Annotated in this window: 15 protein-coding genes; 5 read left to right on the top strand and 10 right to left on the bottom strand. The window is 53.1% G+C overall.

From position 1 onward, the window contains the following. Position 1: 1 nt before the first annotated feature. The 4 genes from ACO0K8_RS20150 to ACO0K8_RS20165 are packed head-to-tail and all read right to left on the bottom strand — an operon-like array spanning position 2 to position 3,106. Positions 2-445, bottom strand: a complete 444-nt coding sequence (locus ACO0K8_RS20150) for an Lrp/AsnC family transcriptional regulator (protein WP_422948443.1) — start codon at positions 443-445, stop codon at positions 2-4. Continuing rightward, positions 438-1,499 (bottom strand): Lrp/AsnC family transcriptional regulator, encoded by a 1,062-nt coding sequence (locus ACO0K8_RS20155; protein WP_422948444.1) that lies wholly within the window; start codon positions 1,497-1,499, stop codon positions 438-440. Before ACO0K8_RS20155 ends, ACO0K8_RS20150 begins: the two co-directional genes overlap by 8 nt. A 1-nt stretch (position 1,500) precedes the next feature. After that, positions 1,501-2,700, bottom strand: a complete 1,200-nt coding sequence (locus ACO0K8_RS20160) for a cytochrome D1 domain-containing protein (RefSeq protein WP_422948445.1) — start codon at positions 2,698-2,700, stop codon at positions 1,501-1,503. Beyond that, complete coding sequence (locus ACO0K8_RS20165) at positions 2,690-3,106, bottom strand: c-type cytochrome (protein ID WP_422948446.1); 417 nt, start codon at positions 3,104-3,106, stop codon at positions 2,690-2,692. The genes ACO0K8_RS20160 and ACO0K8_RS20165 overlap by 11 nt, the downstream gene beginning before the upstream one ends. A gap of 236 nt (positions 3,107-3,342) precedes the next feature. Here ACO0K8_RS20165 and cobA point away from each other — a divergent pair, with 236 nt between their 5' ends. Then, on the top strand, positions 3,343-4,224 hold the full coding sequence (cobA, locus tag ACO0K8_RS20170) for a uroporphyrinogen-III C-methyltransferase (RefSeq protein ID WP_422948447.1): 882 nt from the start codon (positions 3,343-3,345) through the stop codon (positions 4,222-4,224). Between the two features lie 694 nt (positions 4,225-4,918). Then, positions 4,919-7,510 (top strand): cation-translocating P-type ATPase, encoded by a 2,592-nt coding sequence (locus ACO0K8_RS20175; protein WP_422948448.1) that lies wholly within the window; start codon positions 4,919-4,921, stop codon positions 7,508-7,510. 227 nt (positions 7,511-7,737) lie between these two features. Here ACO0K8_RS20175 and ACO0K8_RS20180 read toward each other — a convergent pair whose 3' ends face one another. Then, positions 7,738-7,923 (bottom strand): hypothetical protein, encoded by a 186-nt coding sequence (locus ACO0K8_RS20180; RefSeq protein WP_422948449.1) that lies wholly within the window; start codon positions 7,921-7,923, stop codon positions 7,738-7,740. Between the two features lie 508 nt (positions 7,924-8,431). On the opposite strand from ACO0K8_RS20180, the gene ACO0K8_RS20185 reads away from it, so the two are divergent. Together ACO0K8_RS20185 and ACO0K8_RS20190 are read left to right on the top strand one after the other, a co-directional pair. Continuing rightward, a complete protein-coding gene (locus ACO0K8_RS20185) occupies positions 8,432-9,397 on the top strand; it encodes a hypothetical protein (protein WP_422948450.1) in 966 nt (321 codons plus the stop codon). 83 nt (positions 9,398-9,480) lie between these two features. Next, entirely contained in the window at positions 9,481-10,014 is a 534-nt protein-coding gene (locus ACO0K8_RS20190) for an NADPH-dependent FMN reductase (RefSeq protein WP_422948451.1), read from the top strand. Position 10,015: 1 nt separating this feature from the next. Here the strand turns inward: ACO0K8_RS20190 and ACO0K8_RS20195 are convergent, their stop codons facing one another. From ACO0K8_RS20195 to ACO0K8_RS20215, 5 genes are all read right to left on the bottom strand, one after another. Then, positions 10,016-10,537, bottom strand: coding sequence for a peroxiredoxin family protein (locus ACO0K8_RS20195; RefSeq protein WP_422948452.1), 522 nt, complete (start codon positions 10,535-10,537; stop codon positions 10,016-10,018). A 231-nt stretch (positions 10,538-10,768) separates the two neighbouring features. Further along, a complete protein-coding gene (locus ACO0K8_RS20200) occupies positions 10,769-11,548 on the bottom strand; it encodes a transporter (protein ID WP_422948453.1) in 780 nt (259 codons plus the stop codon). A gap of 97 nt (positions 11,549-11,645) precedes the next feature. Further along, entirely contained in the window at positions 11,646-13,124 is a 1,479-nt protein-coding gene (locus ACO0K8_RS20205) for a DUF3999 family protein (protein WP_422948454.1), read from the bottom strand. After that, entirely contained in the window at positions 13,121-16,951 is a 3,831-nt protein-coding gene (locus tag ACO0K8_RS20210; protein WP_422948455.1) for a DUF2339 domain-containing protein, read from the bottom strand. The genes ACO0K8_RS20205 and ACO0K8_RS20210 overlap by 4 nt, the downstream gene beginning before the upstream one ends. 200 nt (positions 16,952-17,151) lie before the next feature. Then, positions 17,152-17,604: an Lrp/AsnC family transcriptional regulator gene (locus ACO0K8_RS20215; RefSeq protein WP_422948456.1), complete on the bottom strand. Its 453-nt coding sequence runs from the start codon at positions 17,602-17,604 to the stop codon at positions 17,152-17,154. A gap of 165 nt (positions 17,605-17,769) precedes the next feature. On the opposite strand from ACO0K8_RS20215, the gene lysA reads away from it, so the two are divergent. Further along, positions 17,770-19,020, top strand: coding sequence for a diaminopimelate decarboxylase (gene lysA / locus ACO0K8_RS20220; protein ID WP_422948457.1), 1,251 nt, complete (start codon positions 17,770-17,772; stop codon positions 19,018-19,020). Positions 19,021-19,100: the final 80 nt, after the last annotated feature.

The following is a 19,100-nucleotide window of genomic DNA, read 5'->3' on the forward strand; positions in this document are numbered from 1 at the left end:
TTCAGGCGCGTAGCTTTAGCTCGACAAAATATTCCTTAGTCTTAGGAAAATTAAACACTCTGCATCCGGTTTCTTGCTCTATCACTTTAATGACGTCAAAAATCTGCGCTGGGGTTTCAGTGGCGACGACAAACCACATATTCAGTGCGTGCTCGCGCTCATAGTTGTGCGCCACTTCGGGCAAGGCATTGACTTTGGCAGCGATCACTTCGTAGTGGTCGGCTGGCGCATGCAAGGCTGCCAGAGTAAACGCGCCACCGGCTTTTTCGATCTGAAACAGCGGGCCAATACGGGTCAGGATGCCGCGTTCTAGCAGGCTGGCCAGACGCGTAATCAGCGCGTCTTCGCTGATGCCTAGTTCATCCGCAGCGCGCTGATACGGGCGTTCGCACACCTGCAAGCCGCCTTGCAAATGATTGATGATGGCTTTATCTATCTCATCCATGGGCTAGCTCTTTCATTTTTTCCTGATCGGCGCTGGCGTTCATGTAATGCGCACCGCGCTGCTTGAAGCGGCGTTGGCTAAACAAGTTCGTATGCGGATAGTGATCCAAACCGCAGGCTTGCGCTAATGCGCCTATGCGTGCTTCCACTTCGGCGCGGTCTTTGCCATGGATCATGCAAAATAAATTGTAAGGCCAGTGCGGCAACTGCCTTGGCCGGCGATAGCACAAGGTCACTCTGCCGGAGGCGGCGATGCGCTGCCCTACCGCGCTGACCTCGGCATCCGGCACATCCCACACCACCATGGCGTTAGCGTTAAAGCCCAGCTCATGATGACGTACGATGACACCGAAGCGTTTGATCACGCCTTCTTGAGACCAGCGCTGCAGCGTCGCCAAAGCAAATTTTTGCGGCACGCCTAATTCGGCGAACGGTAGCGCCACCAGGGGCAAGCCGTGTTGCAGCGCCGCCAGCAAAGTTTTTTCTGTCTGGTTCAAGGGCTGAATTTGCTTGCAATGAGCTGGCAGTTCACAGGCGTTCGGTGCCAGCTGTTCACGATAATGCTGGCCGGATGCACTCAGATCAAAGCCCAAATCAATATGAAAATCCTCCAGCATAGGCAAGATTAAAACGGCACCGCATTCGCAGGCCAGTTCTATCTGATGCAAGGCGGCATGCAAATGTTCTAGCGTGGCGGCGGTGGCGACAAACCACAGGTTGTAGTGATGCTCGCGTTCGTAATTGTGATTGACTTCGGCGCGGGCGCTGACGAAGGCGGCCACTTCGGCCAAGCGTTCGGCCGGCACCGCCAGGGCTGCCAATGCGCTGGCACCGAGCACATTCGGGCGGAACACGGCACCGACCCGGCTGATGGCACCGCTGTTCTGCAAATGACGCAAGCTGGCGATCACGCTGGCTTCATCGCTAGCCAATTGCTGCGCCAGCGCGGCATACGGTCTGGCCAGCAAAGGAAAATCGCGCTGAAAGCTATTTAACAAATTAAACTCAAACGCAGTTGTAGAGCCGCTGCTACGGAGATCCAAAGGGGCATTCATCTCAAAACCCTATGCGCGCAGCGCGATTGGTAAAGAAGATGCCGCTCGGTGCCTGCGCCGCTAATTCTTTGCGTACTGCAAAATTACTGGTGTCGTAGATCACCACGCGATTGTCATCCCGGGCCGAGATCCAGACGGCTTCGCCACGTGGGGTAAATTCCATATGCAATACCGCTTTACCTGGTTCCAGATGTTTGATCACGCTGCGTGTTTCCACATCGATCACTTGAACCTGGCCGTTGTCCGGGAAGGCAAAATTCACCCAGACCTGGCGGCCATCGGGACGCGCAATCACAAACACTGGCTGCCCCGCCACCTTAACGCGCGCCACTTCTTTCCAGCTTTCGGTATCCATCACCAGCACTTCATGGCGACCTATCGCCGGCACGTAAGCGAAACGCCCAGCCACCGCCCAGCCGCGCAAGTGCGGCATCTTGTACACGGGAAGTTTTTCACTGCCCTTGCCATAACCATCCAGGATACGGCGCACGCCTTTTTCCGGGTGCCACATATCGAGCAGGGCCATGCCATCTTCGCCGAACAAACCGGCCATATAAAAACGACCGTCAGGCGTGATCAGGCCATCATACGGCTCGCGCCCTATGTTCTTAAATTTTTCTACGCGTGGATTTTTAATATCGCTAAGGTCGACAGTCCAGATTTCACCGGCGTCAAACAGACTCCAGACAAAGCGATTGCCCGGCGCATCGGCCAAGCCCACCACTTTAGAAAATTTGCCTTCGCTGCCATATGCGGCCGGAATATCGGCCACCAGCTCCAAAGTATCGGACTTGAAAATTTTCACGCCGCCCGGTGTGTAATTTTGTGCCGCAACAAAGCGGCCATCCTGCGAGATCGCGCCGCCTATGCTGTTACCTGCCTGCATAACGCGTAAGGCGATTGCGCCTTTCAGCAGATCGACCTTGCTTAAGCCGCCGTCGCGCCCGAACACATAGGCGTAACGGCCATCGCGTGAATACACCAGCGAGGCATGCGAGAGGTCGCCCAAGCCAGTTACGCTGGCGATCGATGTCATACGGGTGCTTTCGACGATCTGTACGCTACCGCTGGCGCGTTCTATGATCACGCCCAAGTCGCCAGTGCCGCGTAATGCAGATGGATGCGTATTGACTGAGCTAGCGCAAGCACCGAGTAAAGCCACGCTAGCCACACACAAGATACGAGCAAATCTATTTTTCATCGGGAAATCCTTTTTGTAACTGCGCCACTATCCATGCCGCTTCGGCCTCACTCAAAAAACGCTGCCAGGGCGGCATCGCGGTGCCGGGTCTCCCAAACAAGATGGTCGCTTGCAGGCTGCTGGCCGGCTTATCTTTAAGCGTAGCGGGCAATAAGGCAGGTCCTAGCCCGCCTTTCAGGGTCAAACCATGGCAAGAGCCGCAATCCTGACGGACCAGAGTAATCAGTTCGGCGCGGCGGCTTGGATTGGGTTGCTTTGCAGTCGTTTCGGCCATAGGCGAAGCCGCCAGTGCCAGCGGTATCGTCAGCAAAGCGCCCACGCACAGGCAACAAAGCAGCAATAGTCTTTGCAATGACGCAAGCGCCCATCTTGCGGGAATGCCGGCGGGTATTTGGGACGTTTCCAATCAAGCACTCCTTTCTCAAAGTTGATCGCCAGGGATTCAATGCCGCAACCATGCAGGGAAGAATTCGACAGTGCCAAAGCACCAAAATCTTTGCCGCGAAGCGCGCCCTCAGCTGCATCAGCGAGTGTCACAAGATTACTCTGCGCAAAATTCTTATTCATTGATAGGCGTCAACGATTTTCTAGCTACGCCTCTATAAAATCAATTTATCCCGAACAGCAAGCAGAGAACCCCTCATGAGCCAGCCGCCCGCCTCCCCCGCCATTAGCCCACGGCATACTCAGGGTAGGGTTTATCTAGTCGGCGCTGGCCCTGGCGACCCGGATCTCTTGACTGTACGCGCAGCCAAATTACTGGCACTGGCCGATGCGGTGGTGTACGACCATCTGGTCAGCACAGAAATCCTGGCGCTGATTAAGGCCGATGCAGAACTAATCTATGTAGGCAAGCAGGAAAGCCGGCACAGCCTGCCGCAAGACGGCATCAATGCTTTGTTGGTGCGCTTGGCTAAGCAAGGTAAAAATGTGGTGCGTTTAAAGGGCGGTGACCCTTTCATCTTTGGGCGTGGCGGCGAAGAGGCCGAAGTGCTGGCGACTGCGCAAGTGCGCTTTGAGGTAGTGCCCGGTATCACCAGCGCCAGCGGTGCCTCAGCCTACGCCGGGATACCTCTGACCCATAGAGACTATGCGCAGTCTTGCATCATCACCACCGGTCACCTGAAAGATGGCAGCCTCAATCTGGCCTGGGATGCGCTGGTGCAGCCGCGCCAGACGGTGGTCATTTACATGGGCCTGGGTGCCTTGCCAGAAATCAGCCGTCAACTAATCGCGCATGGTAAAACACCAGTCATGCCGGTGGCCGTTATAGAAAACGGCACGACCCAGCGCCAACGCGTGATTACCGGCAATCTGAGCGACATCGCCGCCAAGGTCAAGGCAGAAGGATTTCTATCCCCCTGCCTGATCATCATCGGCGAAGTGGTTAGCCTGCGCGAGAAATTACAGTGGTTTATCCCTGCCGAACCAGCGCCCGGTGGAATTGAAAACGCCATCGAAAACCCCATAGAAAAAGCGCTCGATAAGCCAGCTAAAAACACCGCGACATTCGCCTACGCCTGAAAAAAACGACAGCTAGCCGGAGCCGCATACCCCATGCGGGCTACAGGCCAGACAGGCTGGGAACCCGCATAGAATATGCGCGTTAGCCGGGTCGCCAAAATTATCCTGGCAGATCGATGACCGTTTAATTCAGTAGCTGCGATGTGCTTCGCGTAATCGCACGCAGCTCATTATGCCCTGGCGTATCCGCTGGCTAACGGTGCACGAAAAACCAGGCCAGCTAACGGAAAAATACCATCATGCCCTCACTCAGAAATCCACAAAAACATATACTCCCCAATTTTTAACATCAAATAGACCTATTTGCGCATATATGGCCTGCGTACTTAAAAAACACTAGGGGGAGTATGCTATGCAAGTGCCTAAAGCTTCGTATCTAAGCTGTCAATATCCACGGGCGTATTGCCCCGCATAGCATGTTTAAGGAACAGTGTCATACGCAAGTTCACACCTTAGTTACCACACCGTACAACCTCTCAGCCCAAGACTTATTTCCCACGTAGCCTGCAGTCTGGGCATACTGAGAACCAGCAAAAAGTATGCGCTAGGTCATAGAAAAAGATTCCGGCAGAGCTTAAGCTAGTAAAGTCACAAAAGCCTTTGGCGATCCCATTGACCACTACGCTACGCCGCTCCGCTGCACTAAGCCCAGGCCTGTTGCATGTCGCGGCATTTATCTGAGGTAAGCCCCGCAATGAGTCTAAATGTAGCCACTCCAGCTGGACCAAGCGAACCCGACACCACCGCCGGTCTGAGCGCGCAAGCCGCTGCCGCTCTGCTGGCCAGCGATGGCTACAACGAACTCCCTTCGGCAAAGCCGCGCCGTATCTGGCACATTGCTCTGGGCGTCATTAAAGAGCCCATGCTGTTGCTGCTGATTGCCTGCGGTGCCATTTACCTCTTGCTGGGCAACCAGCAAGAAGCGCTGGTTTTACTCGCCTTTGTATTTGTCATCATCAGCATCACTTTCTTTCAAGAGCACAAGTCTGAACGCGCCCTGGAGGCGCTGCGCGAGCTTTCCAGTCCGCGCGCTTTAGTGTTGCGTGATGGCGTTCAGCAACGCATTGCCGGGCGCGAAGTAGTACGCGGCGATCTTATCTTGCTGTCCGAAGGCGACCGGGTTCCAGCCGATGCTATTTTGCTGTCTTGCCTGAATATGACGGTCGATGAATCGCTACTGACAGGGGAATCCTTGCCGGTAAATAAGGCCTTGCTAGACCCAGCGCCGAGCAAGATGGAAGTGGCTGGCGGCGACGACCTGCCCTTTGTATTCGCTGGCTCGCTAGTAGTACAAGGCAAGGGTATGGCGCGCGTGATCGCCACCGGCAGCGATAGCGCCATCGGGCGCATAGGCAAGGCCTTGTTTGCACTGGAGCAAGAGCCAACCCGGGTCCAGCTCGAAACCGCGCGCGTGGTCAAATATGTCGCTAGCCTAAGTATCGGTATCGCGCTCCTGTTGGCACTCTGGTATGGCTATAGCCGGGGTGACTGGCTAGCGGGCATTCTGGTCGGGATTACCTTTGCAATGGCATTGATACCGGAAGAATTACCGGTGGTACTGACCTTGTTTTTGGGTTTGGGGGCATGGCGTCTGTCACAAAAAAATGTCTTAACGCGCCGCGTACCCGCTATAGAAACCTTAGGCGCAGCGACCGTCTTATGCGTCGATAAGACGGGCACGCTGACACAAAACAAAATGGCGGTGGCGCAGATTTTTTGTGGCGATCAATATCATCATCTGGGACACGCGGACCAACAACTGCCGGAAGACTTTCACGAAGTCCTCGAATACGCGATTCTAGCCAGCCACCGCGATCCTTTCGATCCTATGGAAGTGGCGATACTTGAGGCCGGGGTGGCAACGCTCACGCATACCGAGCATCTGCATCAGAGCTGGAATCTGGTCAACGAATACCCGCTCTCGAAAGAATTACTGGCCATGTCGCGGGTCTGGGAATCGAAGGATAATCAACACTATGTGATCGCCACCAAGGGCGCGCCGGAAGCAATCGCCGATCTTTGCCATTTACCCGCAGGCGCGTGCGCCAAGCTGATGGCAGAAGTAAACGCCCTGGCGGCACAAGGTTTGCGTGTGCTAGGGGTGGCCAAAGCGATCTTTAAAGCACGCGATCTGCTTGGCGATTTACCACCAATACAGCATGACTATGACTTTGAACTGGTTGGCCTGATCGGTCTGGCCGATCCGATACGGCCCGCGGTACCGGCCGCCATCAAGGAATGCCAGAGCGCAGGCATACGCGTCATCATGATCACGGGCGACTACCCCGCCACCGCCAACAGCATTGCAAAATTGTGTGGTTTGTTATCGCCTGGCGGCATCATGACCGGGGCCGATATGTCGGCAATGAGCGACGTCCAGTTACAGCAAAAAATCCGCGACATCAACATCTTTTGCCGGGTGCAACCCGAGCAAAAACTGCGTTTGGTAAATGTACTTAAATCGAATAAAGAAATCGTCGCCATGACCGGCGACGGCGTCAATGATGCCCCGGCGCTGAAGGCTGCACATATTGGTGTGGCGATGGGCAAACGCGGTAGCGATGTAGCACGCGAATCGGCCGCGCTGGTCTTGCTGGACGACGATTTTTCGTCGATAGTGGCGGCAGTTAAGCTGGGGCGTCGCATCTTCGATAATCTCAGAAAAACCGTGAGCTTCATCGTGGCCGTACATATCCCGGTGATCGGTATGTCCTTGATCCCGGTGATGCTGGGTTGGCCTGTCTTTTTAATGCCGGTGCATATCCTGGTCTTGCAGCTCATCATCGATCCGACCTGTTCCCTGGTATTTGAAGCAGAGGCAGAAGAAGATGAGGTGATGCAACGTGGCCCGCGCGCCACCGATGCCAGCATTTTTGATCGCAAGATTCTCATCAAAGGCCTGCTACAAGGACTGGCACTACTAGCGGTGGTGTTGGGCAGTTACGCCACGTCACTGTATCTGGAATTAGGCGATCAGCAAGCGCGGGCACTGGCTTTTTGCGTCATGGTGCTAGGCAATATCGGCTTGATTTTCGTCAACCGCTCGCTCTCGCCCAAGCTACTCAAGTCACTGACGCGGCCCAATCCTACGTTGTGGTGGGTGGTCGGCAGCGCCTTGTCGATTTTGGCGGCAGCACTCTTTATTCCGGCACTCAATACCTTGTTCTACTTTGCGCAGCCCAGCGCACTCCACATCACCGTCAGCGCAGCGCTGGCCACAGTCTGTATCACTGGTATTGCACTAGTAAAATCACGCGGGCTACTAAGCCTGGACAAGCACGCCTAAACTTAGCAGTGAGATTCATCACTCTTGATTGTGACTCAAGCGCTTGTGGAGACAGGCAAAAAAGCGTTTCCCTGCGCTGACATTCACACAGAGCCGCACCGCGCACCCGGTCATTTTTAGGACTTACGCAAAATTATTGAAGCTAAGCACAAAACCTTAGCTACTAGCGGCTTTGCCTAGGTCTCATTTTTTGATATCCACGACTTATCTTAATCGTCGTATGGCAACTAGCGCGCCCCGCACAAATCGAGATTATTGTATCTGGCCGCTTCTTGAGCATCTTCTATGGCGCGTCTTAACTTGATCTGTTTGCGCAGTATCTGCGCGTGAAGTTCCTGGTCCATCGGTGCGGCGGTCATTAACTGCTCTAAGTCTGCCGTATTGTGAGTGTGCTGATTGGAACGTCGATACATCATTTACTTTCTAAAAAGTGCAAACAATTATCTTTACAGATCGAAACGAAAAATGTTGGATTGCAGCGCGTGCAGCATGCAAACCGCTATTTTCTTTAGCTTAACGCTTCTATAGCAATTTATACCAAGGATTTGTGACTATTTCATGTCTATTTACAAAAATTCGTCTATTTGCAACAAGTTGCATTGCTTAGTAAAACGCATGAACTGTGCAGCACTGACGCTATTTTTTCCAGCAAAGGGGGGAGTTTTTCAACTCGTCTCGTATTTTTAGCTCGCGCCCCAAGACTTAACTTAAGCTCTTTGACGAGCAAATCAAGTTGCTGTCGGTGAGCAGGTTTTAAAACTTTTATTCGATTTCTTGAAGTTTACTGATAAATAACAAATCATTGTGAAAAATATAATCGGCGCAGCAAATAAGCTACTTACACTCAATAGGTAACGTCTAGGTTACGTATCCAGAATGCCCCCTCTTGCTACCCGCACATTTTCCATCGAAGGAATCGCAATGAAAATCACCGTATCTGATTTACAAGCAGCACTTCTCGAGAAAATCGAGCCACATCTGATCAACAAAGGGGGCGATTTTGGACAAAATTTAAAAATACACAAGCAAGCCTCACTCTCGCAGCGCCCCGTATTGCTTGCAATGGGCGCCTCACTATTGCTTGCCGTGAGCGGCTGTGGTGGTGGCAGCGGCGGCGACAGTTCTCCTGTCAGCGCCGCCCCAGCAGTTTCAACGTTTACGACGACAGGCAGTGTGGTCGATGGCAATTCTGTGGGAGTCGCCGATGCAAATATAGTGACCACGATAGGCGCACAGAATTATGGTACGAGCACCAAAGCAGATGGATCTTTTGAGCTGACGCTGCCAAAAAATGCGCCCTTCCCAAAATTTTTTGAGGCCACCGTCATCAAGGACGGCAATGTGACTGGCGTCATATTATTCACCTCGGATAATGGTCAAGTGAGCGTCATCAGTCCTACCAAAATCGTCACTCCTGTCAAAAGCATTGCCGATCTGAGTTTTCCTAATCTCACCAATCTTTTTCATTTAGGCGATGGCACTTTTACCGGGGTGGCAAACAGCCAGCTGCAGATAGCGCTGACCGGCGCGTCGATAGAGAATCAATTCACCTTAAGTGCGGAACAGTTGGCGCAATATGCCAGTTTGAACATCTCTTTCTATGGTCGCGGCATTCAAACCGGAACAGTCCAAAATTGCAAAGACTATGCGATATTACTCAAACTCGATGACAATGGCCTGCCCAATCCCTTGGTGAGCGCACTAAGTATTTCCTTACCGGCCTCACCTGACGATGGCAGTTTTTTGAAATCGACGATTAACTTTTCCTTAGCTGGATACGGGGCAGGAAAATTTAGTCTGAAATTTGTGGCAGGTGTGTGCGAAGGAGCGTCCACAGATTTGGACGATCTGGAAATGGTAGCCATCAGCGGTGTCTTACTACATTGAGCCGCAGCATAACAAAAGGGCGGGCCGAACAAGTATAATGTACTCACTTGTCGCTTTTAAGCCAGCCCTCGTTTTACGACCACATGAAAATTCTCGCTCTCCCGGGCAGCCTGCGTGCTGCCTCACTCAACTCTGCCTTGTTACGTGTCATCGCACGGCTCGCCCCCGCTGAAATTAGTATCCGCCAGTTTGATGGCATGGCGCATTTACCCTTGTTCAATCCTGATCTGGAGCATCTCAATCTGCTCCCGGTGCAGAGCTTGCGGGAGGCCATACGCGCGGCCGATGTTTTGCTGATCGCCAGTCCGGAATATGCACACGGCATCACTGGCGTGATGAAAAATGCGCTGGACTGGATGGTCAGTTGTGAGGTGTTTGTGAATAAGCCGGTAGCGATCTTAAATGCCTCGCCACGCGCCACACATGCGGATGCTTCATTGCGAGAGATCATCAAGATGATGTCAGGCGATATCATTGCCGACGCATCGATTACTTTAGCGATAGTCGGCGCGCGGCTAGATGAAGAAGGGATGCTTGCAGATCCCGGCATCACCGCTGATCTGCGCGGAGCACTGGCGGCGATGCAGGCGCATCTTAGCAGTAGGGCCGCAGTATAGTTTAAGCCGCCAGCGCTTTTTCCAGCAAAGCGTGCAGTTCTGTGAATGAAGGCTGACCCACATAGCGCTTAAGGATATTGCCCTGTTTGTCGATTACATAAGTAGTTGGCGTGAGCTTGACGTCGCCAAAGGCTAGCGCCAACTTGCCCTGCACATCAAGCGCCACATGGAAAGGCAGTTGCCGTGTTTCTGCGTAATTGAGGACGTAATTCGGTGGGTCGTAACTCATCGCCACCGCCACAAACTCCAGACCTTTGGCGTGAAATTGATTATAGGTGGCGACCATCTGCGGCATCTCGGCGACGCAAGTGGAGCACGAGGTGGCCCAGAAATTGACCATCACGACTTTGCCGCGCAAGCTCTCACTGCTAATTTTTTCGCCCTTGAGATTGACGTAACTGACATCCGGCGCTTTCTGTTTTCCGGGTAGCGACTGATAAAACAAACTAGCCAAAACGATCAGAAAGCCAGCCGCCAACAGAGCGAATAGTAAAAACTTGCGGGGTGCGGTGGGTGCTAGCATGAGAGATCAATGTCAAAATAAGGGCGAAAAGTACGTCTATTATACGGTCAAGCACTAGAGAATATGAATCCTGGCAAGATCGCGTCTGCGATGTGGCAGATTTTAAAATGGCATAGGCCTGTTGCGCATATTCCATGCGGCTTTCCAGCCATGCAGGCCTGTAGGCCGCATCGCAGTTACGTCACAGCGATGCGCGCTGGCAGAGGGTATTTTAAAAACCCGGTATCACCCTTACCATAGTTTCGCCACCGGCAGCACGATACCGGCGAACAGCGCCAAGTCTGGTGAGCTGGTAGTCAAGCCTTTGCTCACACCGATATCCATCGTCATGCGCTTGCTTGGGCTGTAGCTAAATGCAAACAAGGCGAGACCTTGCGCCTTAGTACCATTGCGGCGTGAGCCCGACCATTCGCCGGTGATGCCCCAATGTTCGCTGAGCACAGTAGAGAAAGAAGACGACAGGCCGGTTTGCATACGCGAAGTGTCGGTCTCCGCCACACCTAGCCGCGTCAGATTCAGATTGGCATCCATGTGTAGCGCACCAAAATCGCGGCTATAAATACTATTGATCGCATAGTCAGCACTACCCGAACCTAGCGCCTTGACAGCGGTCGGCGCCTTAGCTGACAACTCCAGCCCAAAGGCGCTCTGCTCATCCACAATGAAAGCACGTTTTAACACCAGCGAGGTATCGCCATAGCCGCGATCAACTTGCCCTGCGCCATCGTTGGCGACCACCAGCAACTCGCCCCCCACTAGCACGCCCCACTCTTGGGAGAACGCCAGTTTTAATTGATACGGCATGCTATGCCTACGCGCCTCATCGCTGCGGCTACTTAATCCGCCCAACTCCAGCTCCAATTGCCCGGCCAGCGGCAGTTGCGCCGGGCTAGAAACCGAGGGTCGATATGGGGTGATCGCGTCATCGTTATCCGCCGCCAGCACTTGCAGCGGTAGGCTAATTATTCCTAGCAAAAGCACTAGTTTTGAGATCTTTAGCAAGTCGGACATATTATTCCTTGTATTTGATTATTCGAGATCTTAGTACAAAAAAAACCTCAGTTCGGCCCACCTCAGCGGCAGATTACTCGCACCTGGCATTGCCAGCTTATTCAGTTTTTTTCATACTGTTAAACAAAGACCAAGCCATCCCCGCCAGTAACAACAAACCTGCCGCCAACGCCGCCCATAACCAGAATTTATTCTCTGATTTCGATAATTTTTCTGCTTCGCCCAGTGTCTTGTATTTTTCGGCAATCGCGGTGACGCTGATCAGCGCTAGCGGTATCTCTACCGTTGCTACCTCCGCGTTGACCGCCTGCTCTGACTGGTAGCCTGGCATTAGCGTGCTCAATGCTAGTGCGCCGCCCGTGGTCTCGTCAGCTCCCCAGCTAAGGCTAAAAGGTGAAGCTCCGCGCCCCAAAAAAATAAGGCTGCGTGGCATGCTGGCGACTTCTATGCTGGGCGCGGTTTGCCCTAGCATGCTGATAGGTCCCTGCGTTTGCAGTCTCAGGTGGGTGTAGATCGCGCCGTCCATAGACAGATTTTCCGAACGCGCTTCGCCATTGCTTAGACTTAGACGATAACTGACGGTTTGCGCCAAAATGGTTCGAGCGGCGCTATTATTCTCTGCCGCCGCTCGCTTATGCCTGAGCACATACAGAGGATGATGGCGCAATGGACGAACATCCTCACTGCGCGCGGGCCTTTGCCCCGACACTGTGACGCTCGCCAAGGTATTGGTCTCGCTCAGATTGATGCGCAAGCTATCGAGCGGGGTATTGACTGGCAGTGGATAATCGCAGTAATTTTCTGAGCAACTTGTCGCCTTGATGACTGGCGACCATTGCAGCGGAGCTGGCACTTCATTCTGTTGCAGGCTGTCTATCGTGACAGATTTGATGCTAATCGCTGCGGTCGCATCATGCCAGTGAAGGCGCAGAAATTTGCCTCGATTGCCGTACAGATCGAGACTGAGTTTTTCTATTTTCGCGCCTTGCCGTTTGAGTACAACAATTTGCTCGTCGCTACTAATGCCACGCCAGTGTTGCAAATCGTCGCTGGCGTCTATGCTTAAAGGAAACAGGCCTTCAGCATGTTCATCGAGCTCTAAACGCGCCTGCAGCAAGCTACCCTTGATCTGACTGACATCGATAATACTGTCGGCGCCGGCGCCCGTAGTCAGTGCGGTTTTTGTCTGTATTCTCAGCAGAGAACCGTCTGAGTTTTGCTTAAACTCTAGCGATAAATTACTCGCTTCGGTCGCACTACGATTGCCGCGTGGCGTCAGAGGGTAAATAGTCGCAGCGCTAGAAAGTATTTGCGGTGCAGCTGTCTCATGTTGCAGCCAGGCATACGGGACCAGATCGCCGCTGGCATTGCGAATACGCACATCGCGTAAATCGACATGGCTCGCAGTCGGATAAATCGTCACCGGCAGGTTCAGTCGAAAAAAGGGCCCGCTACCTTGGCTGCGTATAGTCGCTTGTTGCCCGGTGCTTTTCACATCTTGCGCCGATAACGCATGACTGGGTTGCATGAGCAGCATAGCCACGCCAAGCCAGCCGCATCGCTGAATAATTTTCATATACTCTCCAACGATTCGCTATCCTGTTTGCGTAACGCCGCAGCGTCGACTTTCAACGGTACCGGTGCAAAATAGCCGACCACCAGCAACAGTACACCGACTCCGATAAAGGAAACGATTTGATACAGACCGCCGCGATCCGCTAGCTCAACCACAAACAACTTGAGCACCACCACCGCTAGCAATGCTGCACCGCCTGCCCATACGGTACGTGAGCCGCGGCGGTTACCGAACAACATGGAAAGCACACCCAAGCTGGCCCAGGTAATAGACAAAGCAGCTTGGGTCAAATGGGAAGAAAACAGTGCAGAGCTGTGCCATGCGACACCGGCAAAATGGTGGCAACTGCGCAACACCATTCCGGTAATTAAAGCTAAACCCAAAACCGCGCTGATTGCCTGTAACTTGTCAGGTCTAAGTCTGACGCCAGATTGTTCTGGCAGCGCGCGCCACCACAACAGCAATGCCGCCAGCACCAGCCACTGCCCAAGTTCTAAGGGGTTAAGCAAAGGCAAATAGGGCAAAGGTGCAGCATCGCCGGCGCTGAGGATATTACTGAGAAAGCACCAAGCCAGCAAATACACGGCGACTGGCGTACAGGCAGTCTCCAGATAGCCACGGCGAAATTCAGTCAGTGGCCAACGTTTCGCTAACCAGGAAGAGCGCAGCAGCCAGAAACTGAGCGCTGGTACCAATACCCAACCGAGCAATGGCCAGCTTGAAGTAGACTCGCCAAGAAAGCCGAAGCGGGCCTGGCATTCGCGCGCCGCCAGGAATAAATAAAACCAAAACCCAAACACGTGCAGGGTGTTGCGCTGCTCTTGAGCACACCAGCGCGCTTGCATATGCAAGAGGCAAAAATGCCAGATCAATGCTAAAGGCCACAACACCCAACCGAGATAGGCCGAGGGTAGAAACGGCAAGCCAGATCCAGCCAAACCAAGATAGCTGCAGATCAGCAAGGCGGGCAAGGTGAACATGCTGGCCACACCCATTTGACGCCAGTCGCGCCAGCGTGCAATTGCACTTACTAACAACGATGTAAGCAACACGATCGCGCCCATCGCGCTGCCAAAATATTCGGGAATAAGACGAAGTTCTAACACTCTGCTGCTTTCTATACCCCAGGCACTTAGCCACCAGAACAAGCCCCAAAACACCGGCAAGTACAGCGCAATCGTTTGTGTACACCATGGGTTAAACCAGCGCACGGGCTTAACTAGCGTGGTATAGTCACTCTCATTTTTTTCAAGCAGGCTGGCAAGTAGACGTTTGGCTTCTGCGCGAATACTATCGCCGCTTAACCAGGCCACCACAGCAAATGTTAAGGGCGCAAAAAAGTGCAAATGCGCAAACGGCGCTAAGTTGACCAGTGGTAGTTGCGCGCCGATTGCGGACATATGATCCATCTCAAACAAATCGGGTTTAAAGACAAACAGTACAACCGAGATCAATTGTAAAGCCGCCGCTAATCCAGCTAGGGCAATATGCGACATACGCAATGCAACCCACAGGACTAAGTAAGAAGTGATAGGCCAAATCACGATCGCCTGTTGCAAGCTGACCGCAAATAGTAGCGCCAGATGCAACAAAGCAGTACCCACTACCACTGAAATAGAATTGATACGTGACCATGCCGGAGGCAAGCCATTCGCCAGCGCGGTTTTGCGCGCCTGCGCCATGCTCCAGCCAGCGGTCAATAAAATACTCGCGGCAATGACGAAAGCCGCGAGCATCCCTTGCAGGCCACTCTCTAACACCGCGCCTGCGGCCTTAGCCATCTCATCGGCAGCTGCGGGAGCGCTATGCAGGGTAAAAATAAAACTGCCTACTGCCAGTGCCTGCAAGCTTAAAACGATAGGCTGTAGAGCCTTCAGATCCCGCCGGCGTGCGACAAAATACGTGATGACCGATAACAGCGCGCTAGCGGCGGCCGCCATCGCTGGGCTAAACCACTGCCACGGTAAAATCGTCAGCGCGGCGATGCCCAACCAGGGCAGACATTTGCCTGGCAGATATTCCGGGCTGATGGCGCTGTCAAGCTTACCGCCCCGATGCTGGGTCCACATAGCGAAGGCACTGAGGACGAGTAACAGCGGACCTATACTTGAGCCCTGCAACAGCGCTGCGGCGGGTGCCGCGTTGATACCGATCGCATGCAGCAATTTATAACTGGCCCCAACTAGCACCAGGTAAGCAAAGGCGCGTGCATATGGCCGGTGCTGGCGCACGCCCAGCCAATACATACCTGCGCCCTCGACGGCCCAGGCAGCGCTAGTCCATACCCCTTCCAAGCCCAGCGGTATCGCTAGAGTGGCGAAGATCACGCCGACGATTGCATACGCTTCTGCCAGTAAGGCCATGCCCTTGCGTTCGCGCGAAAAAATCAGACGCGCCAAAATGAAATAGAAAGCGGCAAGCGCCATGGCAGAAAATGCCGGGCCAAACTCCCACTGCTTACTCAAAATATACTGCAGACCAAAAGCGGTTAGCGGAGTACCGAACACGAGCGCGCTATCGACTCTGCCGACCTGCGTCAAAGCCGCAGCTGCTTGTTGCGCCAGACCACCAGTATTGTCCAGCTTGCTCTTGGCATCGAGCAAAGTACGGCGCGCAAAAAACACCCCCGTCGCAGTGAACAGTAAGAAAAATAAGATCAGAAAAGCTTGTACCGGCGCATATTGCGCATCGCTGTAATACTGATTCGCCCAGCCGCTGGCCAAAGTAAAGGTGCCGACAAAGCCGATTACGTTCAAAATACGCCAGGCGTTAAACCACGCGACCAAGACTATGCCCAGGTCTAGTATGCTCAGGTAAGTAAACAAGCCCAGCATATGATTGCCGCCAGTAGCCGTGAGTATAGGAGTGGCAAAACCTTCCAGCGCTGCGATGATCGCCAAACTTGGCGCCTTTTGCAAAATCGCTAAAACGGCACCCAGTAATGACACCACAAACATAAAAACAAAACCCATCTCACTGGGGATCAGGGCATGAAATTTTATCGCCGATAAAGTAGTTAAATAAAATACCCCTACCCCCATACCCTGCATGATCAAGGCGTAATCAGTGCGGCGCAAACGCAAGAACCAGCCCAAGCCCAGTAAAGCGACGCCCGTCAGAGCCACACCGGCGTAACGCAATTCGATAGGCACGGTAACGCGTTCAGCGGTGTAACGCAGCAAGAAAGCCAGACCGAGAAATAGTATCAAGACACCCATCTTGACCAAGGTATTACCACCGTAGATGAAATTTCTGATCGGTGCAGGTAGACGCTCTTTAAAAGGAATAATCGGTTCTGCTGGTTTTGCTGCAGGTCTGGGTCTAACCAATGGTGCAGCAGGCGCGGCTACCTTAGCGGGCGCGACCTTAATCACTTCAGGTAAAATTTCAGGTGCTTTCTGAGCTGGCATAGCCAGCACCGGGTCTGGCGTTTTGGCCGCCGCCATGACGAACACGGGAGCCACCAAGTCAGGTCTGCTTTGAGGCTGAGAGGCGCTAACTTCGGCCTCGTTCGGTGCGGCGACCGGGGGTTGAATAGGCTCATTGATTTCAGGCCGCGCCGCAAGCGGTTCCACGCCAGCCACGACGCGCTGCGCCAATTGGCGTTCGACCGAACTCAAGCGCGCTTCCATCAAGGCCAGTTTTTGTCGTAAATTTTGCACCGAATCGCTCTCGCCCAGAGGCAATACTTGGCTGCCACGATCGCGCTTAGATTTACTCAATTGATGAACGACAACACCACCAATAATCGCCATGAAGAAAGCGCCAGGAAAGGACTGAAACCCAGCGCCTATCATTAAACCTAGAATTACACCTAAAAACCACATATTCCATCCTCACACTTCGGTAAACCTGAAGACCTTGGCAAACGCAGGATTTAATTCCTAAATCTTAGGCATGAAGCGAGGATAGTAAACCAAGATGCATATCATCCCAACAATTATAAAAAATAGAATTGAGGTGGCGATAAACGCTACTGCTGGTGTTATTTCACCAGCTTAAATAACACTCAAAATCAGTCGCGCAACTAATCTAATTCTTTCGGCACCGAGATAGGCTTGCCCGCCACATGGGTGGTCAGTACGATGGCAGTAGAGGTCGAGCCGTAGGCGTTAAGCGCATTGATGATGCGTTGCAAATGCTCGACATCGGTGGCCAGCACGCGCATCACGGCACCATCTTCTCCGGTGACGGTATAACAGTCTATGATCTCGGGGCAGGCAGCAACAAACTCAGCATACGGTCGGCCTTGCTGGGTAGAGATGCGTATCATCGCGGTGATCTGGTAACCCAAAGCTCTGGGATTGATATCGGCGCGGTAGCCGCGGATCACGCCAGCAGCCTCGAGGCGCTTAATCCGCTCAGAGACTGCGGGCTGGCTCAGATGCACCTTGCGACCGATCTCGGCATGCGAGACACGGGCATCTTGTTGCAATAACTGCAGGATATTTTGATCGAACTGATCGATTTTTTGATTCATAAGCATTTCGCCTCAATTTCAATTCAATTCACGAAAAATACGCTTTATTACCTATCGTATCAGCTTCATTTTACGCCTTAGCCTTGTTACAGTATAGGTCAACAATATCCATTCCGGATTCCGGTAAGCTGCAATTGAGAAATACTTTTAAGAATCGAAACGACCATGAGCAATGCCATCACGCCGTCCCAAATCGCCCAAATCGCACGCGAATTTGCTACCCCTTGCTGGGTCTATGATGCGCAAGTGATACGCAGCCAAATCGCCAGATTGCGTCAATTTGACGTGATCCGTTTCGCCCAAAAAGCATCGAGCAATATTCACCTGCTCAAGCTGATGCGTGAAGAAGGCGTGATGGTTGATTCAGTCTCGTTGGGCGAAGTAGAACGTGCATTGGCGGCTGGCTATGCGCCGAACGCGCAAATCAATGGGGCGGCGCATGCTCCGATAGTTTTCACCGCCGATCTGTTGGATAAAAATGCTTTGCAGCGCGTGGTCGAACTGAATATCCCGGTCAATTGCGGCTCGCCGCAGATGCTAGAGCAACTCGGTCTGGCCCATCCTGGCCATCCGGTCTGGTTGCGTATCAACCCAGGGTTCGGACATGGTCACAGCCGCAAGACCAATACCGGCGGCGAGCAAAGCAAGCACGGCATCTGGCATGAATACTTGCCGCAGGCACTAGCGCTGATCAAGCAATACGGCTTGCAGTTAGTCGGCCTGCACATGCACATCGGTTCCGGGGTTGATTACGCCCATCTGCAAAGCGTCTGCGATGCCATGATAGAACAGGTGAAAATCTGCGCCAGCGATCTGCAGGCGATCTCTATCGGTGGCGGTTTGTCTATCCCTTATCTGGAGGGTGAAGCCGAGGTCGATACCGCACACTACTTCCAGATCTGGGATCAGGCACGGCAAAAAATCGAAGCACACCTGGGTCATAAAATCAGCATGGAGATAGAGCCGGGGCGTTTTCTGGTGGCGCAAGCTGGCATCTTGATTTCTGAACTGCGGGCGCAAAAACAAGTCGGCAACAATTTCTTCGCCATGGTCGACGCCGGTTTTAATGATCTGGCGCGTCCCGCCATGTATGGCAGTTATCACCGCATCAGCACCCATGCACCCGACGGTACGCTGCGTACCAGCACACCGCGTGCCACCGTGGTTGCTGGTCCTCTGTGTGAATCGGGCGACGTGTTCACCCAAGAAGAAGGCGGCGTGGTCACCAGCCAGAACTTGCCGGCTTGCGAGATAGGCGATTTATTTGTCTTTCACGATACCGGTGCCTATGGCGCCAGCATGTCGTCCAATTACAACTCACGCCCATTGATACCGGAGATACTGGTCGATGGCGCGCGAATCAAACAAATCCGCCGCCGTCAGACGGTACAAGAATTGATTGCGTTGGAGTTGTAATTTTCCAGCAATTTGCAAAAAAATAAGTCATTCTCATGACATGCAACATGCTATTCTTCTTGAAGTAGTTTCATTATCAA

The sequence above is a fragment of the Undibacterium sp. Ren11W genome, assembly GCF_049340485.1.
GTDB lineage: Bacteria > Pseudomonadota > Gammaproteobacteria > Burkholderiales > Burkholderiaceae_D > Undibacterium.